The 25,599-nt window shown below is 72.5% G+C and carries 25 protein-coding genes; 11 read left to right on the top strand and 14 right to left on the bottom strand.

The window, feature by feature from the left end:
* Positions 1-64: 64 nt before the first annotated feature.
* On the bottom strand, positions 65-1,021 hold the full coding sequence (locus tag DQ384_RS13870; protein WP_245966459.1) for a threonine ammonia-lyase: 957 nt from the start codon (positions 1,019-1,021) through the stop codon (positions 65-67).
* A gap of 303 nt (positions 1,022-1,324) precedes the next feature.
* Between DQ384_RS13870 and DQ384_RS13865 the strand changes: the two genes are divergently transcribed.
* Both DQ384_RS13865 and DQ384_RS13860 read left to right on the top strand, forming a co-directional pair.
* Complete coding sequence (locus tag DQ384_RS13865) at positions 1,325-1,630, top strand: hypothetical protein (RefSeq protein ID WP_220182926.1); 306 nt, start codon at positions 1,325-1,327, stop codon at positions 1,628-1,630.
* Positions 1,627-3,357 carry an amidase gene (locus DQ384_RS13860; protein WP_220182925.1) on the top strand — a complete coding sequence of 577 codons (1,731 nt, stop codon included), beginning with the start codon at positions 1,627-1,629 and terminating at the stop codon, positions 3,355-3,357. The genes DQ384_RS13865 and DQ384_RS13860 overlap by 4 nt, the downstream gene beginning before the upstream one ends.
* Positions 3,358-3,619: 262 nt before the next feature.
* On the opposite strand, the gene DQ384_RS13855 is transcribed toward DQ384_RS13860, so the two are convergent.
* The 3 genes from DQ384_RS13855 to DQ384_RS13845 are packed head-to-tail and all read right to left on the bottom strand — an operon-like array spanning position 3,620 to position 5,070.
* Positions 3,620-3,862 (bottom strand): DUF2283 domain-containing protein, encoded by a 243-nt coding sequence (locus DQ384_RS13855; RefSeq protein WP_114029159.1) that lies wholly within the window; start codon positions 3,860-3,862, stop codon positions 3,620-3,622.
* Between the two features lie 18 nt (positions 3,863-3,880).
* Positions 3,881-4,750: a DUF4258 domain-containing protein gene (locus tag DQ384_RS13850; protein WP_114029158.1), complete on the bottom strand. Its 870-nt coding sequence runs from the start codon at positions 4,748-4,750 to the stop codon at positions 3,881-3,883.
* Positions 4,741-5,070, bottom strand: a complete 330-nt coding sequence (locus DQ384_RS13845; RefSeq protein WP_114029157.1) for a hypothetical protein — start codon at positions 5,068-5,070, stop codon at positions 4,741-4,743. Before DQ384_RS13845 ends, DQ384_RS13850 begins: the two co-directional genes overlap by 10 nt.
* 156 nt (positions 5,071-5,226) lie before the next feature.
* Here DQ384_RS13845 and DQ384_RS13840 point away from each other — a divergent pair, with 156 nt between their 5' ends.
* Positions 5,227-5,619: a YbaB/EbfC family nucleoid-associated protein gene (locus DQ384_RS13840; RefSeq protein WP_114029156.1), complete on the top strand. Its 393-nt coding sequence runs from the start codon at positions 5,227-5,229 to the stop codon at positions 5,617-5,619.
* Positions 5,620-5,658: 39 nt separating this feature from the next.
* A complete protein-coding gene (locus DQ384_RS13835) occupies positions 5,659-6,099 on the top strand; it encodes a YbaB/EbfC family nucleoid-associated protein (protein WP_114029155.1) in 441 nt (146 codons plus the stop codon).
* Positions 6,100-6,227: 128 nt separating this feature from the next.
* Here the strand turns inward: DQ384_RS13835 and DQ384_RS13830 are convergent, their stop codons facing one another.
* Positions 6,228-7,574: a M20/M25/M40 family metallo-hydrolase gene (locus DQ384_RS13830; protein ID WP_114029154.1), complete on the bottom strand. Its 1,347-nt coding sequence runs from the start codon at positions 7,572-7,574 to the stop codon at positions 6,228-6,230.
* Between the two features lie 347 nt (positions 7,575-7,921).
* Between DQ384_RS13830 and DQ384_RS13825 the strand changes: the two genes are divergently transcribed.
* Complete coding sequence (locus DQ384_RS13825; protein ID WP_114029153.1) at positions 7,922-9,313, top strand: aspartate aminotransferase family protein; 1,392 nt, start codon at positions 7,922-7,924, stop codon at positions 9,311-9,313.
* 86 nt (positions 9,314-9,399) lie between these two features.
* The gene (ald, locus tag DQ384_RS13820; protein ID WP_114029152.1) at positions 9,400-10,512 is read left to right on the top strand and encodes an alanine dehydrogenase; all 1,113 of its coding nucleotides are present in this window, start codon (positions 9,400-9,402) and stop codon (positions 10,510-10,512) included.
* Between the two features lie 109 nt (positions 10,513-10,621).
* Here ald and DQ384_RS13815 read toward each other — a convergent pair whose 3' ends face one another.
* From DQ384_RS13815 to DQ384_RS13800, 5 genes are all read right to left on the bottom strand, one after another.
* Positions 10,622-12,052, bottom strand: coding sequence for an SEL1-like repeat protein (locus DQ384_RS13815; RefSeq protein ID WP_114029151.1), 1,431 nt, complete (start codon positions 12,050-12,052; stop codon positions 10,622-10,624).
* Positions 12,053-12,136: 84 nt separating this feature from the next.
* The gene (locus DQ384_RS13810; protein WP_114029150.1) at positions 12,137-13,243 is read right to left on the bottom strand and encodes a sulfite exporter TauE/SafE family protein; all 1,107 of its coding nucleotides are present in this window, start codon (positions 13,241-13,243) and stop codon (positions 12,137-12,139) included.
* Between the two features lie 131 nt (positions 13,244-13,374).
* Positions 13,375-13,521 carry a hypothetical protein gene (locus DQ384_RS41235; protein WP_181871198.1) on the bottom strand — a complete coding sequence of 49 codons (147 nt, stop codon included), beginning with the start codon at positions 13,519-13,521 and terminating at the stop codon, positions 13,375-13,377.
* Positions 13,522-13,543: 22 nt separating this feature from the next.
* Entirely contained in the window at positions 13,544-14,191 is a 648-nt protein-coding gene (locus DQ384_RS13805) for a response regulator (RefSeq protein ID WP_114029149.1), read from the bottom strand.
* Positions 14,188-15,369, bottom strand: a complete 1,182-nt coding sequence (locus DQ384_RS13800; protein WP_114029148.1) for a sensor histidine kinase — start codon at positions 15,367-15,369, stop codon at positions 14,188-14,190. The genes DQ384_RS13805 and DQ384_RS13800 overlap by 4 nt, the downstream gene beginning before the upstream one ends.
* A 364-nt stretch (positions 15,370-15,733) precedes the next feature.
* Here DQ384_RS13800 and ggt point away from each other — a divergent pair, with 364 nt between their 5' ends.
* Entirely contained in the window at positions 15,734-17,590 is a 1,857-nt protein-coding gene (ggt, locus tag DQ384_RS13795; protein WP_114029147.1) for a gamma-glutamyltransferase, read from the top strand.
* Positions 17,591-17,792: 202 nt separating this feature from the next.
* On the opposite strand, the gene DQ384_RS41230 is transcribed toward ggt, so the two are convergent.
* Positions 17,793-17,963 (bottom strand): hypothetical protein, encoded by a 171-nt coding sequence (locus DQ384_RS41230; protein ID WP_181871197.1) that lies wholly within the window; start codon positions 17,961-17,963, stop codon positions 17,793-17,795.
* A 332-nt stretch (positions 17,964-18,295) separates the two neighbouring features.
* Here DQ384_RS41230 and DQ384_RS13790 point away from each other — a divergent pair, with 332 nt between their 5' ends.
* Both DQ384_RS13790 and DQ384_RS13785 read left to right on the top strand, forming a co-directional pair.
* Entirely contained in the window at positions 18,296-19,195 is a 900-nt protein-coding gene (locus tag DQ384_RS13790; RefSeq protein WP_114029146.1) for an SURF1 family protein, read from the top strand.
* A gap of 96 nt (positions 19,196-19,291) precedes the next feature.
* A complete protein-coding gene (locus tag DQ384_RS13785) occupies positions 19,292-19,615 on the top strand; it encodes a DUF3817 domain-containing protein (protein ID WP_114029145.1) in 324 nt (107 codons plus the stop codon).
* Between the two features lie 69 nt (positions 19,616-19,684).
* On the opposite strand, the gene DQ384_RS13780 is transcribed toward DQ384_RS13785, so the two are convergent.
* The 3 genes from DQ384_RS13780 to DQ384_RS13770 all read right to left on the bottom strand — a co-directional run bounded on the left by DQ384_RS13780 (position 19,685) and on the right by DQ384_RS13770 (position 22,570).
* On the bottom strand, positions 19,685-19,876 hold the full coding sequence (locus DQ384_RS13780) for a hypothetical protein (protein WP_114029144.1): 192 nt from the start codon (positions 19,874-19,876) through the stop codon (positions 19,685-19,687).
* Between the two features lie 134 nt (positions 19,877-20,010).
* Positions 20,011-20,961 (bottom strand): LLM class F420-dependent oxidoreductase, encoded by a 951-nt coding sequence (locus DQ384_RS13775; protein ID WP_114029143.1) that lies wholly within the window; start codon positions 20,959-20,961, stop codon positions 20,011-20,013.
* A gap of 157 nt (positions 20,962-21,118) precedes the next feature.
* Complete coding sequence (locus DQ384_RS13770; RefSeq protein ID WP_114029142.1) at positions 21,119-22,570, bottom strand: carotenoid oxygenase family protein; 1,452 nt, start codon at positions 22,568-22,570, stop codon at positions 21,119-21,121.
* An 84-nt stretch (positions 22,571-22,654) separates the two neighbouring features.
* Here DQ384_RS13770 and DQ384_RS13765 point away from each other — a divergent pair, with 84 nt between their 5' ends.
* Positions 22,655-23,713: a winged helix-turn-helix transcriptional regulator gene (locus DQ384_RS13765; protein WP_181871196.1), complete on the top strand. Its 1,059-nt coding sequence runs from the start codon at positions 22,655-22,657 to the stop codon at positions 23,711-23,713.
* Positions 23,714-23,871: 158 nt separating this feature from the next.
* Positions 23,872-25,524 carry a class I adenylate-forming enzyme family protein gene (locus DQ384_RS13760; protein WP_220182924.1) on the top strand — a complete coding sequence of 551 codons (1,653 nt, stop codon included), beginning with the start codon at positions 23,872-23,874 and terminating at the stop codon, positions 25,522-25,524.
* Positions 25,525-25,599: the final 75 nt, after the last annotated feature.

Genomic DNA, 25,599 nt, shown 5'->3' with positions numbered 1-25,599 from the left:
CCCGATGTGCCGGCACTGTCGGCTTCCGCCCTGGGCGGCCACTCCCAGGCCCGGCCGGGGACGTCTAGGACAGGAGGCGGTGGAGCTCGGCCGGGCCGGCGTTGCCGCCCGTGCAGACCAGGCCGACCTTGAGGCCCGCGAGGTCGCCGGCCCGGGTGATCAGGGCCGCCAGGGGCGCGGCTCCGGCGAGTTCGGCGAGGGTGTGGGCCTCGGTGAGCAGCAGCCACTGGGCGGCCCGGAGGTCCTCGTCGGAGACGAGCACGAAATCGTCCAGCCCGCGCATGACGCCTTGGGGGAGTGCGAAGGCCGAGCCCGTGGCCAGGCCGTCGGCGACGGTCTCCACCGGCCGCCGGACCGGCGCGCCCGCGCGCCAGGAGTCGTGGGCGGCGGGGGCCTGCGCGGACTGCACCGCGATCACCCGGCAGCGCGGCGCGATGGCCCGGGCCACCAGGAGCGCGGCGGAGGCGCCCGTGCCCGACCCGACGGGCACGATCACCACGTCCAGGTCCGGCCGGCGGGTGAGCATCTCCACATACAACGTGCCCACCCCGGCGATCAGGTCGGGCTCGTCGGCGACGCCGACCAGGTGGAGCCCGCGCTCGGCGGCGAGCGCGGTCGCGTACTCGCCGGCCTCGACCATCGTGGCGCCCTTGACCTCGACGGCGGCGCCGAGGGCCTGGATCGCCGCGACCTTGGCCGTGTTCGGGTTCTCGGGCATCACGATCGTGCACGGCACGCCGAAGATGCGCGCCGCGTACGCGATCGACTGGGCGTGGTTGCCGGTGGAGTACGCGAGCACGCCGTCCGCCCGCCGGGCCTCGGGCAGGCGGGCGAGGAGGTTGATCCCCCCGCGCACCTTGAAGGCGCCGGTGGGCTGGACGTTCTCGTGCTTGACGTGGACCTCCGCGCCCAGTCGCTCGTTGAGCACGGGGTAGGACCACATCGGGGTCTCCGGCAGGTGGGCGGAGACCAGCCGGGCGGCGTGGAGGATGTCGGTGACGGACGGCGCTGTGGGATGCACGCATCCACGTTCGCGCATCGCGCATCCATAGGTCCACTGCCAAATGCCGTGTCGACCCATAGATGGTCATGAATGCTCGACGTCCTACGGCTGCGGTCGACGCCGTGGCCCGGCACGGCTCGGTGCCAGCCGCCGCCACGGGCGGGGACACTCCGGGGGCGGTCCCGTTGAACAGTCGTTTAGCCTCATATCACGCGTGTATCGGCAATCCGGAATCATGTTCACAAACAAGTGATCTCTAGGACATATGGGCGATACGCCGTGATCTGAATGTAGGGGTGCTTCCTTCCCCTGGAGTACCACGTGACACCGGTAGCACCCACAGACGCCGAACTCAACACCATGATCACGGCCCGGCTCGCCTCGCTGGGCATCGACCTCTCCCAACTCCCGCCCGGCACCACGCCCGACCCCGTGACCGGCTCGCCCGGCCGGGACTCGGTTCTCGCCTCGCTCCGCTCCTTCATGCGCGGCACGGTCGCGAACCTCGCCGCCTACCAACCGCCGGCTCCGGCCGGAACCACCCCCGACCCCGCGACCGCCGCCGCGCTGTCCCAGCAGCGCGCGCCGATGCTCTACCCGTCCATCAGCGTGGAGTGGCGGCGATGAGCGAGACGGCGCGCACGACCGCGCAGACGACGCCCACCACACCCACCGACTCCACCATGGCCACCACGGCTACCGCGGATATCATGCGGACCGCGCGGGCCACGGCCGTCGAGGAGGTCGGCGACCCGCCGGTCGACCGCAGGGTGGACAGGCGCGCGTTCCTGGCCAGGACCGCCGCCCTCGGCACGGTCGCCGGCGTGGTCGCCACCCTGCCCGCCGTCCCGGCGTGGGCCCATGACCCCGGCCGCGGCGGCCCCGCGCTCGACGTGGCCAACGCCTACGCGAAGCCACGCCCGGAGGCCATGGCCGACCCCACCGAGCTGACCCTGGCCGAGGCCGCGTGGATGATCCGCAACCGCAAGATCAGCCCGTTGGAGCTGGTCGAGGCGTACCTTGCGCGGATCGACGCCTTCGAGGCCACGTACCTGGCCTTCAACACCGTGCTCGCCGACGCGGCCCGTGAGGCGGCGAAGGGGCTCGGACGCCAGAGGCCGCGGGGCCCGCTGCACGGCATCCCCCTGGCGATCAAGGACAACTACTACACCAAGGGCGTGCTCACCACGGCGAGCTCGTTCCTGTTCAAGGACTTCGTCGCGCCGTTCGACGCCACCGCCGTGGCGGCGCTCAAGGGCGCGGGCGCGATCGTGCTCGGCAAGACCCAGATGGGCCCGCTGGCCACCACGCGGGCGACCACCCCGGCCGGGGAGATCACGACGGTGAACGCGTGGACGCCGGGCGACCCGAGCGTCGACCCCGGCGGCTCGTCCACCGGGACCGCGACCTCGGTGGCCGGCCGGCTGGCGACCTCGGGCACAGGCACGCAGACGGGCGGCTCCATCACCGCGCCGTCGAACGCGCAGAACCTCACCGGCCTCAAGCCGACGATGGGCCGGGTCTCCCTCTACGGCATCATCCCGCTCAGCTATTCGCGCGACCATCCCGGCCCGCTCGCCCGGGACGCCAGGGACGCCGCGATCATGATGACGGCGATGGCGGGCGAGGATCCGAACGACCCGCGCACCCAGGGCCTGCCGAAGGTGCCGAACCTGATCGACGCGGCCACCCCGGTGTACAGCGGCAACCGGCTCAGGATGCGCTGGAACACCCGCATCGGCGTGCTCCCCGGCTACGCCGACGGGACGTCCGAGACCGCCGCGGCGCGCCGGAGCTTCCTGAGCGCCATGGCGGCGATCCGCGGGGTCACGCTCGTCGAGGTGCCCTTCCCCGACGACTGGGCCCTGCTGACCGGCAACGACTTCAACAACGTCCGCCTGCCGGAGCGCAGCGAGCCGTTCATGCCGTACCTGCGCTCCGACCTGCGCGGGTTCGGCGTCTCGCTGACGAGCTGGCTGCAGGGCGCGCTGCTGGGAGGCAACGAGTACATCACCGGGCAGCGGGCCAAGCTGCTGCTGCTGGAGCGGGTGCTGGACCAGGTGTTCGAGCGCTGCGACGTGGTGGTGCAGACCTCGCCGACGCCGTTCGACGCCATCGGCCTGCCGGAGATCGGCTTCCCGATCGGGTTCACGGCGGCCGGGCGGCCCATCGGCACGATCCTCGGCGGGCAGCCGTACGCGGAGGACCGGCTGCTGTCGGTCGTCGGCGCCTACCAGGCCGTCTCGGACTGGCACTGGCGCCGCCCGGCGGACCCGGTCGCCGCCCGCCTGCGCGCGCAGGCCGGCACCCGGGGCCGCCTCACGCCCGAGGAGGCCGCCGAGCAGACGCAGTGACCACAGCGGGGCCGCAGGGCCGGGAGCCGCGCCTCGGCCCCCGGCCCTTCCTCGCGTCCTGAGAATCCGTCATCGGTGATCCCGGGCGCCTCTGGCGGTGAACGTTTCATCGCGTTCACAAAGAACGGCGTCACGCCGGCTGGATGGCCTTGCGGTGCCTGTGGGGGGCGCGATCGGTCTCCCTCTGCTTCACCTGCCGGGTTGACAGCCGTGAAGGCCGGTTTTCAGCTTCGAGGATGCCTCTCCTGGGCCGGCGACGCGCTCAGGCGGAATCGTCGTCGCCGGAGATGTCCCGCGCCTGCGCGAGCAGCCCCGGCCGCAGCACCCGCGAGGCCCCGATGACCTCGACGCCGAGCAGGAACCCGTCCGCGTCCAGGTCGAGGATGACGTCGCCCCGCAGGCCCTCCCCCTCCACCGGCACCTGGGACGCGGCCTCGCCGGGGCCGATGTGGCCGGCCAGGTACACGTACGCGACGTCGTTCTCCCGGTCGTATTCGATCCGCACGTGTGCGACTCCTGATCTCTAGCGCCGGTAGGTCGTTATGATCTTGCCGGTCTTCTTGTTGACGACGACGCCGACGTTGCGTCCCTCGTGGACGACCGTGTCGGGCGTCCTGCCCGGTTTCTGCTTCCCGGTGGCGATGGCCTGCTGCACCATGTCGTCGCTGATGCCTCGCTGGCCCTGCCGCTTGCGGGCGTGTGCCGAGGTGCCGCCGCCTCCTCCTCCCTTCTTGCCCCGGCCCATCTTCATCATGAGGTCGTCCAGGGGGTCGCCCGCGCCCTGCCTCGGCGGACGGAACCCCCCGCGCACACCGGCCCCGGCCGGCGCGAGCGTGCCTCCCATCGGGCCGCGCGCGTTGCGCAGGATCCGCGCCAGCGGCTCGGTGACGCGGCGGGTGAGCCCGGGGGCCAGCACGCGGGCGCCGCCCTCGCCGGCCTCCCGCAGGATCCTGCCCATCGCGTACCGGGTGGTGAGCACCGTCGCGGTGGCCGTCCCGAGGGCGAGCGGGCCGCCGGCGAGCATGCTGGTGGCGAGCTTCACGGTGGACACCGCGGCCTGGGAGATCAGCGCGATCTTGGTGCCGGTGACGACGGTCGCCGCGCCGTCGAGCAGCACCGGCGCGTAGCGCGTCGCGCGGGTGGCCAGGCCCAGGTGCCCGGTCTCGCCGGTCTTCTGCCAGTGGCCCGCCAGGGCGGTGGCGGACGCCCCTCTGTAGTCGGCCGACGCGCGCCGGACCGTGCCGTCGGCGCCCTCGGACGCCGTGGCGGACCGGGTCGTGAGGTCGCGCCAGGCCTGCGCCTCCGCGCGGAGGCCGCTCTCTCTGATGTTGGGCCAGGGCACTCCGGCCATGTTCAGCATGCCGGCCGCCCATGGGGGCAGCGTCACGTCCATGTGACGTCCGGCTCCCCGTCCAGCCGGACCAGCCCGCCGGCCAGCTCGTCCTCCACGTACGACACCCGGCCGGTCGCGGCCGACATCGCGTCCCCCGTGGTGGAGATCACGGTTCCCATGTGGGTGAACGCGGCGAGCGCGGTGTCCTTGCACTGGCTGTACGCGGCGACGAGCGGGCCCATCAGGCCGTCGTCGCCCCACGACGCCTCGCGGTTCGCGAGCAGGCCCTGGACGGCCGACGCGTACTCTGCCCCGTGGACCCGCAGGTGGGAGCCCGACGTCTCCAGAGCCCCGTGGATCATGTCGAAACCCTGTTCCATGAACGCAGGCTAGCCATGATCGTGAGCGATCGCGTAACTTCCTGTGTTTTGTATGATCTTTCGGCTGTCATGGCGGGAAATCCGGTTCACCGGCCGGTGAACCGGCCGCCCGGGTAACGTCCTGGCGGTACGCCGCCGTCCGGGAGGGATCACGTGTTGTCGTCACCGAACCCGTGGGCGGACGACCTGGAGCGCCTGGAGCTGATCGTCCGCGAGACCGAGGAAGTGATGCGCGGCCTGCTGGACGCCCAGAACGCCATCGGCCGGGTCACCGCGGAGGGCACCGCCGCCGGTGGCCTGATGTCGGTGGCCTCCGACGGCGCCGGGCGGCTCACGCGGGTCGAGTTCGACCCGCGCGTCATGCGGCTGAGCCCGGACGAGCTGGGGGCGGAGGCGCTGAAGGCGATCCGGCAGGCTCAGGACACCGCCGTCCTGAAGGCCCGGGAGATCGCCGAGCGCGCCCGGGAACTGGCCGAGCGGTTCCCCGCGGCGCTCGACGAGCGGTTCGTGCGGCAGAGGATCGACCAGGTCGCCCGCGAAATCGAATGACGTCGACCTGAGGTACGGCGGACGGCGTGGACGAGGCACGTGGGCGACGCCCCTGAGGCACGTGGCAAGGAGCAGCCGGTGTACAACCTGGACGCCGACCCCGCCAACTGGCGTGAGGGCGATCTCGAACGGGACGCCGAGCGCGCCGCGAAGATCATGGCGTGGGTCGAGGAGGCGCGCGACGAGCTCGAATCGATCGTCGGCGAGGGCGAGGCGGGGGAGGGCCAGATCAAGGTCACCACGACGGCGGACGGGCTGGTGCGCGACGTCGTCGTCACCCGGCGGGCCATGCGCCTGGACAGCCGGACACTGGCCGAGCAACTGCTGCTCGCGGTCGGCCGCGCACAGGACGACGCCGAGCGCAGGGGGCGCGCGATGCTCGACGAGGCGCTGGGCGAGGTCCTGCCGCCGGGGACGCTGGACCTCGGCGTCGTCGAGGAGGAGCAGGGCCGTCTGCTGCGCCTCTTCGAGCGCCCCTGAGGCCGTCCTCGACCAATCGGGCCTGCGTTCTCGGCGAGGGGTCACGGCGCCGTCCCCGGACCGGAGGAAGCCTCCGTGCCCGAGGGCACGGAGGCTTCCTCCGGTCGCTGCACAAGCCTCGTATTCGGTCAGAGGCTGCCGAACTCCGCGAGGAACAGGGCCTCGGCGGTGGCCGCCCGGCGCAGCTCCTCCAGGTCGAGGCGCTCGTTCGGGGCGTGGATGGACGCGGCCTCGTCCTCGGCGCCGAAGAGCAGGATCTCGGCGGCGGGGAACTGCCGGGCCAGCGTGGACACCAGCGGGATCGAACCTCCCGCGCCGATGTCGCGCGGCGCCCGGCCGAACGCGCGCTCCATGGCGCGGTCGAGCGCGGCGCGCGCCCGTCCGCCGGAGTCGGCGAGGTAGCCCGAGCCGAGCACCTGGTCGGTGACGGTCACCTGGACGCCCCATGGCGCGGCCTGGCGCAGGAAGTCGGTCACGTCGGCGGCGGCCCTGCCCGGGTCGCCCGCCGGGGGGACGCGGACGGTGACGCGGGCCCGGGCCACCGACTGGACGGCGTTGATGGCGCCGTTGACGGTGGGCACGTCCAGACCGGTCACGGTGATCGAGTAGGACGCCCACAGGCGGTCGGCCAGCGAGCCGGAGCCCACCAGGGACACGCCGTCCTCGACCTGGGCGGTCTCGCGGAACTCCTCCTCGGAGGGACCGGCGCCGGGGAACACGCCGCGCGGCAGGCCGGGCACGCGGACGTCGCCCTTCTCGTCGTGCAGGGACGCGAGCATGCGGATCAGCGCGGCCAGGGCGTCCGGGGCGGCGCCGCCGAACGAGCCGCTGTGCACCGACTCCTTCAGCGCGCGGACCTCCACGGTGAAGGCGGCGAGGCCGCGCAGGGACGTGGTGACGGCCGCGTCGCCCACGGACGGGTTGCCGACGTCGGCCACGATGATGGCGTCGGCGCGCAGCAGGTCCGGGTTCTTCTCGACGAACGCCTCCAGGCGCTCTCCGGCGTACTCCTCCTGGCCCTCGATGATGACCTTGACGCCCACGGGGAACCGGCCCTCGAAGGACCGCAGCGCCAGGACGTGCGCCATGATGCCCGACTTGTCGTCGGCGGCGCCGCGCCCGTACAGCCGCCCGTCGATCAGGGTGGGCTCGAACGCGGGCGTGCGCCACAGCGCGGGGTCCCCGGCGGGCTGCACGTCGTAGTGCGCGTACAGCAGCACGGTGGGCGCGCCGGGAGGAGCGGGGGCCTCGGCGAAGACGGCGGGGAAGCTGCCCTCGACGGGGATCTGCCGGACGTGCGGCAGCCCCGCGCCGCGCAGCAGCTCCTCGGTCGCGGCGGCGGCGGCGAGCACCGGCTCCTCGGGGTGGCCGGGGAAGGCCACCGAGGGGATGGCCACGAGCCGCGAGAGCTCCTCGACCGCACGCGGCATCTGCGCCGCGATGGACCTTTCGATGCCTTCCAGGTCATGGGGCATCTCTGCGTTCCCTGTGTGCCGGGTGTCGCCGGTTTCCTCGGGAGTCACGACTGACTGTCACCGCCTCGTCTCTGGTCTGATCCGACACATTGCACCACAGACGGGACGCGACCCGCGCCGGTCGTGACGACACGCCGGAAGATCCGCCCTGGCGCGCCGCGTCCCCGGCGTCCACGGCGCTCCCGCCCCAGACCGAAACGATCGACACCCCAAACGGATTTCGTCGTTGTTACATACCGCTATCGCGGATTCCGAGGTTCTTGCATAGTGTCGCTACGCAACCAGTTGTAATCATCCGTGTTGAGCGTGCACACTGGGTGGAGCCGAGATCACTGAGGAAGATATCCATGACGCAGCCTGAGACCGACACGGCCGCCGTCCTGAAGGCAGCACAGGACAACCTGTGGCTGCACTTCACCCGGCACAGCACCCACGGCGACGGCGAGGTGCCGACCATCGTCCGGGGTGATGGTGCCTACATCTACGACATCCACGGCAAGCGCTACCTCGACGGCCTTGCCGGCCTCTTCGTCGTGCAGATGGGTCACGGGCGCGCCGAGCTCGCCGAGGCCGCCGCCAAGCAGGCCCAGGAGCTGGCGTTCTTCCCCCTGTGGTCGTACGCCCACCCCAAGGCCGCCGAGCTGGCCGAGCGGCTCGCGCGGTACACCCCCGGCGATCTGAACCGCGTGTTCTTCACCACCGGCGGCGGCGAGGCCGTCGAGAGCGCCTGGAAGCTCGCCAAGCAGTACTTCAAGCTCACCGGCAAGCCGCTCAAGCACAAGGTGATCAGCCGCGCCATCGCCTACCACGGCACCCCGCAGGGCGCCCTGTCGATCACCGGCATCCCGGCGTTCAAGCAGTTCTTCGAGCCCCTGGTACCGGGCTCGGTCCGCGTGCCCAACACCAACCACTACCGGGCCGACGAGATCACCGGCTTCCCCGGCATGACGCCCGAGCAGTTCGGCCGCTGGGCCGCCGACCAGGTCGGCAAGGCCATCGAGATGGAGGGCCCCGACACCGTCGCGGCCGTCTTCGTCGAGCCGGTGCAGAACGCCGGCGGCTGCATCCCGCCGCCCCCCGGGTACTTCCAGCGCCTGCGCGAGATCTGTGACACCTACGATGTGCTGCTGGTCTCGGACGAGGTCATCTGCGCCTTCGGGCGGCTCGGCACGATGTTCGGCGGCCAGAAGTTCGACTACGTGCCGGACATCATCACCTGCGCCAAGGGCCTGACCAGCGGCTACTCGCCGATCGGCGCGATGATCGCCTCCGAGCGGCTGTTCGAGCCGTTCAAGGAGGGCGCCACCATGTTCGCCCACGGCTACACCTTCGGCGGCCACCCCGTCTCGGCGGCGGTCGCGCTGGCCAACCTCGACCTGTTCGAGCGCGAGGACATCCTCGGCCACGTCGAGCGCAACGAGCCGGTCTTCCGCGCCACGCTGGAGAAGCTGCGCGACCTGCCGATCGTCGGCGACGTCCGCGGCTCGGGCTACTTCTACGGCATCGAGCTGGTCAGGGACAAGGAGACCAAGCAGACGTTCAACGAGGCGGAGTCCGAGCGGCTGCTGCGGGGCTTCCTGTCCAAGGCGCTGTTCGACGCGGGCCTGTATTGCCGGGCCGACGACCGGGGCGACCCGGTCGTGCAGCTCGCGCCGCCGCTCATCAGCGGCCCCCAGCAGTTCGACGAGATCGAGTCGATCCTGCGTTCCGTCCTGACCGAGGCATGGGCCCGCCTGTAACGCCCGCTTCGGGGTCTTCCCACGGCCGTGCCGGGTACGGGGTCCGTACCGGCCGCCGCCACCTGAGCATCTGAAAGGAATCCGCGATGAAGATCGGCGTGCCCGCCGAGGTCAAGAACCACGAGTACCGTGTCGCCGCCACCCCGGCGGGGGTGCACGAGCTCGTCCGCCACGGCCATGACGTGTACGTCCAGCGCGACGCGGGCCTCGGTTCGCAGATCCCCGACGAGGACTACCTCTTCGCCGGCGCGAAGATCATCGAGGGTGCGGACGAAGTCTGGGGCGAGGCCGACCTCATCCTGAAGGTCAAGGAGCCCATCGCCGAGGAGTACCACCGGATGCGCGAGGGGCAGGTGCTGTTCACCTACCTGCACCTCGCGGCGTCCCGGGGGTGCACCGACGCGCTGCTGGAGCGCAAGGTCACCGGCATCGCCTACGAGACCGTGCAGGTGGGCAACTCCCTGCCGCTGCTCGCCCCCATGTCGGAGGTGGCCGGCCGGCTCGCCCCGCAGGTCGGCGCGTACAACCTGATGCGTTTCAACGGCGGGCGCGGCGTGCTGCCGGGCGGCGTCCCGGGCGTGGCCCCCGCCAAGGTCGTCGTCATCGGCGGCGGCGTCTCGGGCCTGAACGCGGCGCAGGTCGCGGTCGGCATGGGCGCCGACGTGACGATCCTGGACGTCAACGTCGACCGGCTCCGCCAGATCGACGCCATCTACCAGGGCCGTCTGCGCACGATCGTCTCCACGGCCTACGCCATCGAGCAGGCCGTCCTGGAGGCCGACCTGGTCATCGGCGCCGTGCTGATCCCCGGCGCCAAGGCCCCGACCCTGGTCTCCAACGAGCTGGTCTCGCGCATGAAGCCGGGCTCGGTGCTGGTCGACATCGCCATCGACCAGGGCGGCTGCTTCGAGGACTCTCATCCCACCACGCACGCCGAGCCGACGTACAAGGTGCACAACTCGGTCTTCTACTGCGTGGCGAACATGCCCGGGTCGGTGGCCAACACCTCGACGTACGCGCTGACCAACGCGACCCTGCCGTACGCCGTCAAGCTGGCCGACCTCGGCTGGCGGGAGGCGCTGCGCGCGGACGCCGCGCTCGCGCTCGGGCTGAACACCCACGACGGACGGCTCACCTACGAGCCGGTCGCCGAGGCCCACGGCCTTCCGTTCGAGCCCGCCGCGGGTCTGCTCGCGTAACTCTTCCCCCTGACGGTCCGCTCGCCCGGCGGCCTGGCCGCGTAAGGGACCTTCCGCCCGGCGATCCGCTCGCCTGACACCGGACGCCCGCGCCGCGCGGGCGTCCGTCTCAGGTCAGGCCGAGGCGCTTGCGCAGCTGCCGGGACGTCGCCAGCACGTGTTCCACCTCGCCGGGCGTCGGCCAGGGCGCCGTACCGGGGCGCAGCAGTGTCATGCGCACCGAGGCGAGGTGCTCGACCGCGCTCGCGTGCAGCCCGCTCTGGTCGGTCAGCCACTCGACCACGTCGGCGGGCTCGCGCAGCCGCCGGGTGAGCAGGTCCCAGGTGCCGAGGATCTCGGCGAGGTCGGCCAGGCGCAGCATCGTGCCGCCCCGCCTGCCGGCCGCGGCGACCGCCAGCTCGGCGCGGGCGACCAGCTCGGGCTCGACGGGCCGGTCCCAGGCCGGGGCGTGCTCCGCGGGCCGCCGGCCGTCGTCCACCGGCGCGGCCTGGGGGCCGATCACCGACTGCAGCGTGCTCAGCTCCGTCGCGGCCTTCTGGTGGCCGTAGGCGGCGGCCTGGCGGAACCAGTGCTGGCCGCCGCGCAGGTCGTTGTGCTCGGCGATCAGCAGCAGGCCGAAGTTGTAGGCCGACTCGGGGTCGCCGCTCGCCGCCGCGCGGCCGAACCAGTGGCTGGCCGCGCGCGGATCCTCCAGCTCGACGCAGACGAACCCGGCCATGCGCTGGTCCTCGACCCTGCCGAAGTGGGCGGCGCGCTCGAACCACGCCCGCGCCGTGCGCAGGTCGCGCCGCGCCAGCGCCAGCCTGCCGAGCTGGGAGGCCGCGCCCGGGTGCTCGGCTTTGGCGGCCAGGCGGTACAGCGCCTCCGCGCCCTCGGGGTCGCGCCCGGCGTGCAGCAGGCGTCCCAGGTAGTAGGCGGCGTCGGCGTGCCCGCCGCGCGCGGCGTACTCCCACCAGGCGCTCGCCTGCCCCTCCTCGCCCGCGGCGTAGCTCATGAAGGCGAGGTCGTGGGCCGAGGCGAGGTCCCCGGCGCAGGCCGCGTGGTGGTGCCAGTCGCGGGCCGCCGCGCCGTCGCCGACGTCCTCGCAGAGCAGGGCGAGGCGGCGCGCCGCGGGACGCGACCCCGCGGCCGCCGCGCTCTGCAGCCACTGGCGGGCGCGCGGGACGTCCCCGCGCTGTTCGAGCAGGAGGGTGGCCAGGTTGACCGCGGCCTCGCTGTCCCCGGCTCCGGCGGCGAGCTCGTACCACGTGATCGCCTCGTCGAGACTGCCGTGTTTCTCGTGCCAGATGCCGAGGTTGAAGGCGCTGTCGATGTTGCCCGCGGCCGCGGCGCGCTCCCACCAGTGACGCGCGGCCGACCGGTCGCCGCGCTGGGCGTACAGGCGGCCGAGCCGGTGCGCGGCCCCCGAGTCGCCGGTGCGCGCGGCGCTCAGCAGGTCGGCCTCGGTCGGGTGGCCGTGGCGGGGGGACTCGGGCGCGCGGGGCATCGGCACGACCGGCCGCGCGACGGCCGCCTCCGGGTCACCATGCCACCACGTCATGGGGGACAGAGTCGCACGTGGTCCAAAGAGATGGAACGTAATCGACGGCTTCTTGCCGTCCGGCGGAACGCGTTTGACCCGGTGTCAGAGGGGGTGGCGGGCGGGTGGCGCGGCGGCGGGGCCGGGTGGGGGTGGTTGATTGATGTTGATAAATCCGACGTACATCCCCATTCCGCAGACATAGCGCAGCCTTCCCGGCCCCTGCGGTGCCAGCCGTACGACGCGCTCGCCCGTGACCGGGAGCGCGAGGTCGCGGCCCTGGATCGTCAGCGTGCGCGTGCATCCCTGGTTGTCGCGGGTGCGGAAGACGATCTCGGCGGGCCGCCCCGCCTCGATGCCCGCGACCCCGGGCACGAAGCCGTGGTCGGTCGACCAGATGGTGACGACCTGCGTCCCGTCCGGGGCCGGCCGTACGCCCGTCGCGGTGGACATCGCCGGCGTGCCCGGCTCGGGAAGCCAGCCGCCGAGGCGCAGGCCCGCGAGGACAGTAAGCGACCCCGCCGCGACCGCCGCCACGGCGGCGAACGTGACTAGCCTCGTCGCGGCGATCCCGCGCAGGACCAGGCCGAGCAGCGCGAAGGCGGGGGACGTGCCCGCGACGAACCCCGCCATCACCGCCGCGCCGCCGAGCCAGCCCGCGGACACCGCCACGAGCTCGGTGCTCAGCGTGACCCCGCAGGGGATGAGGACGGTGCCCGCGCCCAGCGCCACCGGGCCCATCGTCCGCCATCTCGCCGTGAGGGCCGTGATCCGCCGCCACCTTTCCCCGAGGGGCGTGATCCGCGTCGCACGGCCGGTCGCCGTCCCTGGGGTGTCCCGTGCGCGTCGCGGATGCGGCGCCGCGCACGCCGGCGTGCCGTCCTCGGCCGGCGCGGCCCCCGAAGAGCACGCCGGGCTCCGTCTCAGGATCAGCCGGAGCGCGAAGACGATCACGCCCGCGCCCGCGGCGACCAGCAGGGCGGCCCGTGCCGGGGGAGGGATGCGCACCGCCTCGCCGAGCATCCCCAGCAGCGCGCCGAGCGCCGTGTGCGCCACCAGCCGCCCGGCGAGGAACGCCGGGACGGCGGCGCGGGGCGCGCCGGGACGGGCGAGGCCGATCAGGACGCCGCCCTGTACCGCCGCGCACGACGTGCCCCCGGCCACCAGCCCCGCCGCGAGCCCGCCGGCGAGGAGCGCGAGTGGCGGCGTCACCCGGCGGCTTCGGCGACGCCGGTCCGTACGTGCGGACGGGCTGGGCGGTGTGGACGCACCGGGATCCTCCTCCGTAGAACATTCCTTACGGAACGTAATGGAATCAACCGATGACGGCCAGTGACAGTTCGCTAACCCGGCGTCGTGGCCGCGGCCGTCGTCACGCGGGGCCGGGGGCGTCCAGGGGGTTGGCCGCGATACGAGCAGTAGGCGGCGGCCACCTCGTGCGCCATGCGGGCGGCCGGGGAGGCGGGGATCGCGATGTCGTCGAGTCTCACGGCCCAAGCATGGCGTATCAGCTCAAAGCCACCCGGGCCTGACCAGGCCGGACTCGTAGGCGATGACGACGAGCTGCGCGCGGTCGCGGGCCCGGAGCTTCATCATGGCCCGGCTCACGTGCGTCTTCGCGGTGGCGGGCGCCATGAACAGCTTGGCGGCGATCTCGTCGTTGGTCATCCCGGCCCCGACCAGCTTGAGCACCTCGCGCTCGCGCTCGGTGAGCTGGTCCAGCCCGGCCCTGACGTGCGGCTCCTTTGCCCGGGTCGCGTACTCGGCGATCAGGCGCCGGGTCACGCTGGGCGACAGCAGCGCCTCGCCCGCCGCCACCACCCGCACGGCCTGGATCAGCTCGGCCGGCTCGGTGTCCTTCACCAGGAAGCCGCTGGCCCCGCCGCGCAGCGCCTCGAAGACGTACTCGTCCAGCTCGAACGTCGTGAGGATGATGACCTTCACCGTCCCGGGCATCTTCCGCGTCGCGGTCAGGCCGTCCATGCCGGGCATGCGGATGTCCATCAGGACGACGTCCGGATGGTGCTCGCCGGCCAGCCGGACCGCCTCGGCGCCGTCGGAGGCCTCGGCCACGACGGTCATGCCGTCCTGGGCGTCGAGCAGGGCGCGGAAGCCCGCGCGCACGAGGGCCTGGTCGTCGGCCAGCAGTACCTTGATCACTCGGGGTCCTCGGAAGGGGTGGCGCCCTCGGAAAGGGCGGGGGTCTTGGCGGGCGGGACCGGAAGGCGGGCCTCCACCCGGAAACCCGGATGAAGCGGGCCGGCGTACAGCGAGCCGCCGAGCGCGGCCGCCCGCTCGCGCATCCCCGGGATGCCGTTGCCGCCGCCCTCCTCGCCCAGCACGCTCGGCGCGGTCGCGCCGGTGTCGTCCACCCGGATGGTCAGGACGTCCGCGCCGTACATGAGCGTCACGGCCGCTCCCGCGCCGGGCGCGTGCTTGGTGACGTTCGTCAGCGCCTCCTGGACGATCCGGTAGGCGGCGCGGTCGACGCCCGGCGGCAGCGACCGCACGGTGCCCGTGACCCTCTTGGTGACCACGGGGCCGCTGCGCCCGAGCAGCTCGTCGAGCTGCGCCAGACCGGCCGTCGGCGTGCGCGGCGCGTCCTCGCGCAGCACGCCCAGCAATGAGCGCATCTCGGTGAGCACGTCCTTGCTCGCCTGCTTGATCGTGGTGAGCGCCGTACGGGCCTGTTCGGGGTGGTCGTCCATGAGGTGCAGGGCCGTGGACGCCTGGACGTGGATCAGCGAGATGCTGTGGCCCAGCACGTCGTGCAGCTCCTGGGCCATGGTCAGGCGCTCCTCGCTGGCCTGGCGCCGCGCCTCCTCCCGGCCGACGCGGTCGCGCTCGGCGCGCTGCTCGACCCGGGCGCGGAAGATCTCGGCGACGGTGAGCACGACCATGATGAACGCGCCCACGCTGGCGTGGTGGTACAGGCTCTGCGGCTTGTCGAGCAGCCACGTGGAGTACGCCATGAGGAACCCGAACAACGTGATCCCGGCGGCCCAGGCGGCCCGGCGGTGACCGGCCAGCAGCGCGTTGACGGCCGCGCCGATGGGGCTGATGAAGATCGGGCCGTAGGAGTACCCGGCGTTGACGTAGACGCAGGTCGCGGCGATCGTCATCCACAGCGCCAGCACCGGGCGCGCGTGGCGGATGATCAGGGCCATCGGGCCGACGGACAGAAGCGCGAACCCGGGGAAATCGAGGGGGACGCGGCTGTAGCGGTCGTCCGGGTCGACCTGCAACCTCTGCGCGTACACCGTGCCCCAGAGCTGCGCCGCGGCCACGAACAGGGGCAGCAGGGGGCCGGAGATCGGGTGGGGACGTGTCGCGCGCACGTCCTGAACGGTACGTCACGCCCGCTGACCAGTGCATCGTCCCCGTGTGGCAGTGCCGCCTACAGTCATCGGTGTACGCCGGAAGGGCGCGCCCATGCCTGGGCGACGGCGAGCCCTGTGAGCCCGTGAGCACGGCCCGGGAAGTTCTGTCGGGGGCCCGCGTTAGACTCCGTTCACCGAAAGTGATCGTTCGGCTACCCGGAAGGGGCCGGTGGGCGCGCCTCGGCGCCGCGCCCCTCTGGTGGCGGCGGGCCGGGTGCGCGGCCGTGCCTGCGGTGACTACCGAGTCGATTGATCGCGATTGACCACGGTTGTGAAGCTATGAGTCAATGCTGGTGCGATCTAGGAGGAATGAGGGGCTGCCATGATGTTCCGCCGCTTCGCCGTGCCTTTCGTGGGAGTCGCCGCCTCCCTTTCCCTTGTCGTGCCGCCCGGCAACGCCCAGGCGACGCTCGACTCGCAGATCTCCACCGGCACGCTGTCGCACGGCGGCCCGGCGAAGGTCCCCGTCGCCGAGGGGTACGGCGGCGCGGTCTCGACCGTCGACCTCGACGCCAGCAAGGCCGCGCTCTCCATCCTCAGGCAGGGCGGCAACGCCATGGACGCCGCCGTGGCCGGAGCCGCCACGCTGGGCGTGACCGAGCCCTACTCGGCGGGCCTGGCCGGGGGCGGCTTCCTCGTCTACTACGACGCCCGGCGCCACAGGGTCTCCACCATCGACGGCCGTGAGAAGGCCCCCCAGGCGATGACCGAGACCTCCTTCCAGGAGAACGGCGCCCCGATCCCGTTCGCCGACGCGGTGACCAGCGGGCTCTCGGTCGGCGTGCCCGGCAGCGTGGCCCAGTGGGAGCTCGCCCTGCGCCGCTACGGCACGATCTCCCTCAAGGAGGCGCTCAAGCCGGCCGCCGACGTCGCGGCCAACGGCTTCACGGTCGACCAGACCTTCTACGACCAGACCGCCCAGAACGCCGCCCGCTTCGCCGACTTCACCTCCACCGCCGCGCTCTACCTCCCGAACGGCGCGCCGCCGCCCGTCGGGTCCACCTTCCGCAACCCCGACCTCGCCGCCACCTACCGCGAGCTCGGCCGTCGCGGCGGCGAGTGGCTGTACGAGGGCAGGCTCGGCGACGAGCTCGTGGCCACCGTCAAGGCGCCCCCGGTCCGGCCGGGCTCCACCCGCGTCGTGCGACCCGGCCTGATGCAGACCTCCGACCTGCGGGCCTACCGCGCGCTGGAGCGCGAGCCCAGCAAGGTCGTCTACAACGGCATGGAGGTCTACGGCATGGCGCCGCCGTCCTCCGGCGGGTCCACCGTCGGCGAGGCGCTTAACATCCTGGAAGCGCTGCCGAAGGTCGGCCTCCACGAATACCTGGAGGCCTCGCGCCTCGCCTTCGCCGACCGCAACGTGTTCGTCGGAGACCCCGGCTACGTCAACGTGCCGCTGAAGGAGCTGCTGTCGGACGGCTTCGCCAAGGAGCGGGCCTGCCTGATCGGCGACTTCGCGATGCCGCACCCGGCGTCGGCGGGCCAGCCTGACGGGTCCTACACCGGCTGCCAGTTCGAGGGGAACTCGATCACGCCGCAGGCCACCCCCGGTGACGCCGCCAAGGCCGACCAGGCCGACGAGAAGCCCGAGGGGCCGGAGACCACCCACCTGGTCGTCGCCGACCGCTGGGGCAACGTCGCGGCGTACAACATCACGATCGAGCAGACCGGCGGCAGCGGCATCGTGGTCCCCGGGCGCGGCTTCCTGCTGAACAACGAGCTGACCGACTTCTCCTTCGGCCCGGCTCCCGGCGACCCGAACCTCCCCGCCCCGGGCAAGCGTCCCCGCTCCTCCATGGCCCCGACGATCATCCTCAAGAACGGCAGGCCGCTGCTCGCGGTCGGCTCGCCGGGCGGGGCGACGATCATCACGACGGTGCTGCAGATCCTCGTCAACCGGTACGAGTTCGGCATGTCCCTGCCCGACGCCCTCTTCGCTCCGCGGGCGAGCCAGCGCAACACGGCGGCCACCCAGGTCGAGCAGGCGTTCCTCGACCGCTACGGCCCCGAGCTGACGGCCAAGGGCCACACCTTGACGGTCGCCCCCGGCCCCCCGGTCGGCGAGATCGGCGCGGCCACCGGCCTTGAGTTCCTTCCCCACGGCAAGATCCAGGCGGTGGCCGAACGCACCCGCCGCGGCGGCGGCAGCGCCCTGGTGGTCTCGCCTCGCCCGTAGTCTCCCACCACTCAGTCCCCCCACCACTCGACGAGGCGGCCCGTCCCCCCACCTGCGGGGCGGGCCGTCCACGGGGTATGGTGTGCGCTCCCGTGGCGGTGCGCATCCACGGTCGGGGGCGGCTTCAGGTGCTCTCGGGCATGGGACATAGCGCCGACGGGCTGTTCCGGCGGCGCTGGCATCCTTGAGCGTGTTGGACTGGTTAGCGGACGACCAGGAAGACGACCACGGCGACGACGATCACGGCGGCGACGGCCGCGATGGCGGGCACGAGGTAGGACCGCTGCGGCGCGGCCGCCTCCGGCTCCTGGCGCTGGGCGAAGGCCTTGAACTGCTGGGTGTTCCCCGCAGGATCAATCTGAGGTTCGGACATGGGCACGACTTTAGCCACCCCGCGCGCCCGTTGACGCCGTTTATGCCAGTTAGGCGTAGGTCCGATACTCGGCGTCATCGACATATCCGGGTTGGACCGAGCCAACCGGACGTACGGCCCTCGTCGCCCTCCGACCTGCGGGGTCAGGCCGGGAGTCACACCGAGGTCGTCCATGCCTCCCAGGCGCCGTCGCCTGGGTCGTCCCCCGTTCCGCACGCCCGCTGGAGGTGAGGCGGCCTCATGATGATCTCATGGTCCGGGGCATGCGATCGGGGGATCGGCAGGGACGTGCCGGGAACCGGACCATGGAGTGGGGCGGATACCGTGGGCCTATGCTTCGGACGCTGTTCTCGCCTCGCCTCGTGGGACTCCACCTGGTGACGATCGGGGTGTTGATCTCCTTCACCCTCCTCGGGCGATGGCAGCTCGGCGTCTTCGAGGAGTCCGGCCGTCCCCACGCGGTCGGCGATCCGGCGCCCGTGGCGCTGTCCACGCTCGTCCAGGCGGACAGGCGCGTCCCGGCGGAGGCGCTGAGCCGGCGGGTGACGGCCGAGGGGACGTTCGACGCCTCCCGGCAGTTGCTGGTGGCCGAGCGCGCGCCGACCGTGGAGACGGGCGGCGGGGCGGACCGGAACGCCGGCTACTGGCTGCTCACCCCGCTGAGGCTCGCCGACGGCCGTCTGGTGCCGATCGTGCGCGGCTGGGTCGCCTCGGCCACGGACCCGGCGGTGGCCGTCCCCCAGGGGACGGTACGGGTGGCCGGGCGCGTCCAGCCCTCCGAGCCGAGCGACTTCGCCAAGCGCCGCACCGCGCCCCTGCCACAGGGCCAGGTGGCCACGGTCTCGACGGCCGAGCTGATCAACGTGTGGAGCGGCGTCCGCCTCCAGGACGGCTTCGTGGTCGCCACCGAACAGGTGATCCCCACCGGGACCGCCCAGGACGCGACCGCGCGGGCACAGAACGGGGCCGCCGGCAACGGCGCCGTCCGAAGCGGGACACCGCCGAGTGCGAGCGCGCGGGGGCAGGCGGTGCGGCTGGTGGACGTGCCGGGGCCGATGGTCTCCGGGGGCTTCACCTGGCGGAACCTCGCCTACGCGGCCCAGTGGTGGATCTTCGCCGCGTTCGCCGTCTTCATGTGGTTCCACTTCGTCCGCGACGCGGTGCGCGCGGACCGCGAGACCGAGGACGAATCCCCCGCCGCCCCGGTGCTGGACGCGACCCCCCAGGCCTGACGAGCCCCCGGCCCTGACGACCCGCCACGGCCGTCCCCGGGCCGGGACCGGGGGTGGGGCGGGATATCGTGTGGGAACCGTTCAGCTAGCGAGGTAATGATCGTCGTGGAATCCGCGCTCAAGCCCTTCCGGGTGATGGCTTATATCGTCGGCTGCATGCTGCTGGCCCTCGTGGCCGCCATGGTAGTGAAGTACGGCTTCGACAACGCCACGCCCGCCGCCATCGTCAGCCCCGTGCACGGCTTCGTGTACGCCGTGTACCTGCTGTCCGCCCTCAACCTGGGGCTGAAGGCACGCTGGTCCTGGCCCTACACCGTCGGGGTGCTGCTCGCGGGCACCGTTCCGTTCCTGTCGTTCCTCATCGAGCGCAAGGTGGCCCAGCGCGTGCAGGAGCAGGCGGCCGCGGTCGCCACCGCCTGACCCGGCCGGCCGCGTCGTGCGGACCGGCCAGGAGCCCCCGTCGTCACCAGCGGCCGATCCGAGCCGGGGTCAGCCGCCGATCTGACGGCGGCGGATGCGGCGCAGGCGGGCGCGCTGCGACTCGTCCAGCATGAAGTACGCCACCACCGGCCCGCCGAGGACCGCGAGGACGACCAGCCAGGATATCGGGGACGGCACGAGCAGCAGGGCGAGCACGGAGGCGATCGCCGCACCTATGTAGTACTTTCCGAGTGGCGACATGGCCGGGCCTTTCTCTTCGCCGAGCGGGGGAGGTCCCCACCGCCATTCTGCGTCCTCAGCTCAACGAGCGGCCCTCCGGCGGGAGTTCCGCCCGCACCCGAGGTCACGAGGTGGGAACCTCAGGGGAAAGGCCGTCACGGCCGGTCGGCGAGGGCCTTGAGCGTTGCCTCGCCGTACGGGTCGCCGTCGCTGCTGACCGGCACGAGGGCCACCTCGTCCACGCCCGCCTCCGCGTAGGCGTCGAGGCGGTCCATGATCTCGACCGAGTCGCCGATGAGCGCGATCGATTCGAGCAGGCCGTCCGGGATCTCGGCCAGCAGGTCGCGCGGATGCGGCCGGGTGCGGGCGTAGGCGACGAGATCGCCGAAGCCGCACTCCGCGAACATCTCCCCGTACCCCGGCGCGGCGAGGTAGGGGAGCGTCCCGCGCCGGATCTGCTCGACGGCGGAGGCGTCCGGGTCCACGGCGGCGACCACCCAGGCGGCGACCCGCGTCGTCGGGGAGATCAGCCGCAGGTCGGTGATGAGCCGCGCGGCGGAGGCGGGGGTGAGGAGGTTCAGCACCATGCGGTCGGCGAGCGCGGCGGCGCCCACCGCGGCGGGGCCGAACGCCGCGACGCTCAGCTTGGAGCGGGGCGCGGGCAGCCGCAGGCGGTACCCCTTACTGGAGACCCGCGTACCGGAAAAGTCGGACTTCTCCCCGTCGAGCAGGGGCCGCAGCGCCATGACCGCCTCGCGCAGCGCCGTGGCCGCCCCCGCGCGGGAGCGCCCGTGCCACTCCTCGACCACCACCGGGCTGGAGGTGCCGAGTGCGACGTCCACCGGCCTGCCGGTGAGCCCGGCCACCGAGGCGGCGCCCATCGCGATCATCATCGGGTCGCGGACGGTGACCGCCAGCGGCCCCACGGTCAGCCCGATGCGACGCGTCCGCATGCCGATGGCCGTCGCGAGCGCGAACGCGTCGTACGTCGCCATCTCGCCGACCCACACCTCGGAATAGCCCTGTTCGTCCGCGATCTGCGCGGTCCGCACCGCCTCGTCCGCCGGCCGGTCCTGCCACAGCCCGAGGGAGACGCTGAGCCTCATTCTTCAACACACCTGCCCTACGCCCGGGGAGGCGTCGTGCCCCGTGTGGCATGCCCTCGCCGTCCCCGTGCATGCCCGACGCATAGTCAACCCCATAAGCGACGCTCCTCACCAGTGCGTGCCCGGATCCGTCCCTGAGAGCCCTTTCCGCGTCGTTTCACCGGAGCTGGTCCGCGCGGACCCAGGTGGCGTGGAAGCCGAGCGGGACGCGCGTGGGGAGCAGGACGCGGGCCAGTGGCCCGGCGGCGAGGTCGGCGGCGGACAGGATCTGCACCTCGGAGGTGCCCTCGCGCTCGTCGGTGACGAAGGTGACGAGGTAGCCGTCGTCCTCGCCGGTCGCGCCGTCGCGGGGCGCGAACGGCGCCTCGCTGCCGTAGCGGTGCTCGCCGAAGCGGTACCGCTGCCGCTCGCCGGTGACGTTGTCGTAGCGGATCAGGCCGTCGAAGAGGTTGGTCTCCGCCTCCTTCACGGACACGTTGTACGCGTATCGCGTGGCGTAGCCGGTCAGGCGGGCGTCGATGGACGGGAACTCCGTGTTCTGCTCCTCGTCCAGGTAGCCCTCGGACGTCCTCCCGGTTCGCAGGTCGAACCGGTAGCGGTACATGCGCGCGTCCAGCTTGAGGTACGACAGCATGCGCGACAGCGGGGTGCCCGCGCCGTTCGGCGCCGGGCGCGCCACCCGGCACACGTCCATCGTGATCTCGTCCCCGGACTCCCAGGCGTTGACCACGTGGTAGATGTAGCAGGGCTTGGCCTCGAACCAGCGGATGTCACCGGCGAGCCCCCGGCGCGGGATCACCCCGAAGCGCGAGGGCAGCCCCCGGTCGAAGGTGAGCTTGTACCGCCCCTGGCGGGCCGCGTCGAGGTCCTGGAACAGCGGCAGGTCCATCAGCACGGCGTGGTTCTCTGTGATCGCCAGGTCGTGCGGCAGCCGCGCCCCGGGCAGGTCCAGCTCGACGAGGTGCTCCACCGCGCCGCTCGCGCCCACGACGCCGTAGCGCAGGTACGGCGGGCGCGGCCCGTAGTCGAACCAGAACAGCTCGCCCGTGCGCGCGTCCGCCTTGGGGTGGGCCATGAAGTCGCCGGTCAGCGTGTCGAGGAAGGTCTCGGCCCCGATGGTCTCCAGCGACAGCGGGTCCAGGGCGTACGGCGAGCCGCACAGGTACCAGGTGGCGAGCACCTTGCCGCGGTGGAAGATCAGGTCGGTGTTGGCGGAGTCCTTCAGGTTGAGCCCGTGGCCGTTGCCGAAGGGGTTGTCCTTGGTGTCCTCCATGACACCCGTCCAGAGGGACCTGCCCTCGGCGGACTCGGCCTCGAAGGCGCGGGTGCGGACGTACCGGTTGCGGTAGCGCGCCCGGCCGTTCTCGAAGTGCATGGCGTGCACCATGCCGTCGCCGTCGAACCAGTGGTAGCGGCCCCGCATCGGGTAGCGCGCGTTGGGCCCGTTGCGCAGGTACACGCCGTTGAGGTCGCGGGGGATCTCGCCGATGACGGTCAGGTCCTCGGCGGTGACCTCCTCGTGCACGGGCGCGTACACGCCCAGGAGGTAGGGGTTGGGCTCGCCGGACCGGTCCATGACCGTCGCGACCGCCGTCGGAAGTTCCCTCATTCCAGGAAACTACGATAAAGAAAGTCAGCACGTCAACGCGCGACCGTGGCGCACCGTTCGCCGGTGGTGTTTAAAGTGGACGCGGTGAACGAGAAGGAAATACCGGCCGGCGTCGGGACGGGGCGACCCGCGGCCGGGCGGGCGACGAACGGCGTCGACGCGATCGACGCATCCCCGGGTGGCGCCCTCCTCGGCGTGGCCCCGGGCCAGCCCGGCGGCCCGGGGGAGCCGGCGGCCGGGCTCAGCGGCATCGGCCGCGCGCTGGCCATCCTCGGCGACCGCTGGGTGCTGCTGATCCTGCAGCGGGCCTTCCTGCTGCACGTCCGGACGTTCGCGGGCTGGCGCGACCAGCTCGGCATCTCCGAGTCCGTGCTCGCGTCCCGGCTGAAGGAGCTGGTCAGGTACGGCATCTTCGAGCAGAAGGCCTACCGCGACGGCCGCACCCGCCTGGAATACAGGCTCACCGAGGCAGGGCTCAAGCTGTGGTCGTTCCTCGTCGCCGTCCACAGCTGGGAGCGCGACTGGGCCGACCGGCCCGACCTGCTGACGCTGATGCACGACCGCTGCCGCCACGACGCCCGTCCGTACCTGGCCTGCGGAGCGTGCCGGAAGCCGATGACGGCCCGCGACACCCACACCGTGCGCGGCCCGCTCGCGACGTTCTCCCGCGTCGGCCTGCCCCGGCAGCACCGCCGCACCACCGCGCGCGGCGACGTCCGCACGGACTACGTCGGCTACTGCCCCCTCTCGATGGAGATCCTCGGCGACCGCTGGAGCACCAGCGTTCTCGCGGGCGCGTTCCTCGGTGTGCGGCGCTTCGTCGACTTCCAGAGCGAGCTCGGCATCGCGCCCTCGGTGCTCACCGACCGGCTGAAGCGGTTCGTCGAGCTCGGGGTGCTCCAGGCCGACGCCGGCCGCCACTACCGGCTCACCGACCGGGGGCTGGCCTACTTCGAGGTCTTCGCCTTCCTCGTGCACTGGGGTCAGCGCGAGCTGCCCGGCCCGCCCGGGTCCGACCTGGACATCACCCACAAGCCCTGCGGCTCCCCCCTGAGCCCGGTGCTGCTCTGCCGCCACTGCCACGAGGTGCTGGAGCGCCGGGAGGTCCGTTTCGACCTGTCCGCCTACCCCCATCTGGCCTGAGAGCCGGCGGGGGCCTCGCGTCCGGGCCTCGCGTCCGGACGCTCCTGCGGGCGCCGGTTACGGGCACCCGCCGTCCGCCCGACGAAGATCTCGCCGGAGCCATTGACCCGCCCGTGCCCGGCTTCATAGTGTCGCTCCAGCCTGTGATGGGAGTCGCGATGGGGCTGCACCCGCATCAGCGTGTCGAGCGGTACACCACCGACGGATGGTGGACGGACGACACCGTCGACCGGCTGTTCCGCGAGCGGGTGAGCGAGCGGCCGGACGCCGTCGCGATCGTCGACCCGCCCAACAAGCCGAGCCTGATGGACGGCCCCGCGCGGCGGCTCACCTGGGCGGAGCTGGGCGCCGAGGCCGACAGGATCGCCGCGGTCCTGCTGGGCACCGGCCTCGGCGCGGGCGACGTGGTCGCCGTCCAGTTACCGAACAGCGTCGAGCTGGCTGTGACGTTCCTCGCGGCGGCCAGGATCGGCGCCGTCCTCACCCCCCTCCCGGTGCAGTACCGCGAGTACGAGCTCACGCAGGTGATCACCCTGGCCGCGCCCAAGGTGTTCGTCACCGCCGAGCGCGTGGGGGACCGCGAGAACGCCGAGATCGTCCGCAGGCTGGAGGTCCCCGCGCCGCCGCTCGTGCTCGCCTGGGGCGACCTCGCGCGCGACCTGGAGACGGCCACCGCCGACCCCGCCGCGCTCACGGCCCACGTCAAGGGCCTGCGGACCGACCCGAACGACTGCGTGACGATCTGCTGGACGTCGGGTACGGAGGCGACGCCGAAGGGCGTGCCGCGCTGCCACTACGACTGGTTCGCCGTCGAGGCCAACACCACGGCCGCGCCCTCGCTGACCGGCGACGACGTCGTGCTGAACCCGTTCCCCATGGTGAACATGGCCGGCATCGGCGGGATCTTCCTGCCGTGGTTGCGCACCGGGTTCGCGCTGGTCCAGCACCACCCGTTCGACCTGCTCGTCTACCTGGACCAGATCTCCGAGGAACGGGTCACCTACACCCTCGCCCCGCCCGCGCTGCTCACCATGCTGCTGCAGAAGCCGGAGATGCTGGAGCGGTACGACATCTCCTCGCTGACGCGCATCGGGTCGGGCTCGGCGCCGCTGCCGCCGTGGATGGTGAGGGGCTGGCAGGAGCGGCACGGCATCGCCATCATCAACTTCTTCGGCTCCAACGAGGGCATCGCGCTGCTGTCCGACCCGGTGACCATTCCCGACCCGGAGGAGCGCGCCCGCTTCTTCCCGAGGCCCGGCGTCCCGGGCGGCACCTGGCTCGGCACCATGTCCGCCACCAGCGTGCGGCTGGTCGACACCGGCACGGGCGAGGAGATCACCGAGCCGGGGCGGCCGGGCGAGCTGCGCCTGTCCGGGCCGACCGTCTTCGCCGGGTACCTCGCCGGTACGGCGACGGCGGAGCCGTTCGACGAGGAGGGGTACCTCGTCACCGGGGACGTCTTCGAGATCGCCGGCGACGGCGGGCGGTACCTGCGTTACGTCGACCGCACGAAGGACCTGATCATCCGGGGCGGCGTCAACATCTCGGCGGCCGAGCTGGAGGGGCTGCTGGGCGGTCACCCCGCCGTGGTGGAGGTCGCCGTCATCGGATACCCGGACGAGGTGCTCGGCGAGCGGGTGTGCGCGGTGGTGGTGGCGCGCGACGACGTCGACCTCGGCGCGCTGGTGGACTTCCTGCGGGACAAGGGGCTGGCCTCCTACAAGCTGCCCGAGCGGCTCGTACTCGTCGAAGCCCTGCCGCGCAACGCGGTCGGCAAGATCCTCAAGCGGGACCTGCGCGAGCGCCTCTGAGCCCTGCCCCCGGCTGAAACGTTCAGCACTGGTGGCGCGTCCGTCCAGGTCGGACGGCACGGGGACGGGCTCGCC

Source organism: Sphaerisporangium album (assembly GCF_003323745.1).
In the GTDB taxonomy this organism is placed as follows: domain Bacteria; phylum Actinomycetota; class Actinomycetes; order Streptosporangiales; family Streptosporangiaceae; genus Sphaerisporangium; species Sphaerisporangium album.
The sequence above is the reverse complement of the archived record's forward strand: the minus strand, read 5'-3'. Positions and strand labels throughout refer to the sequence as shown.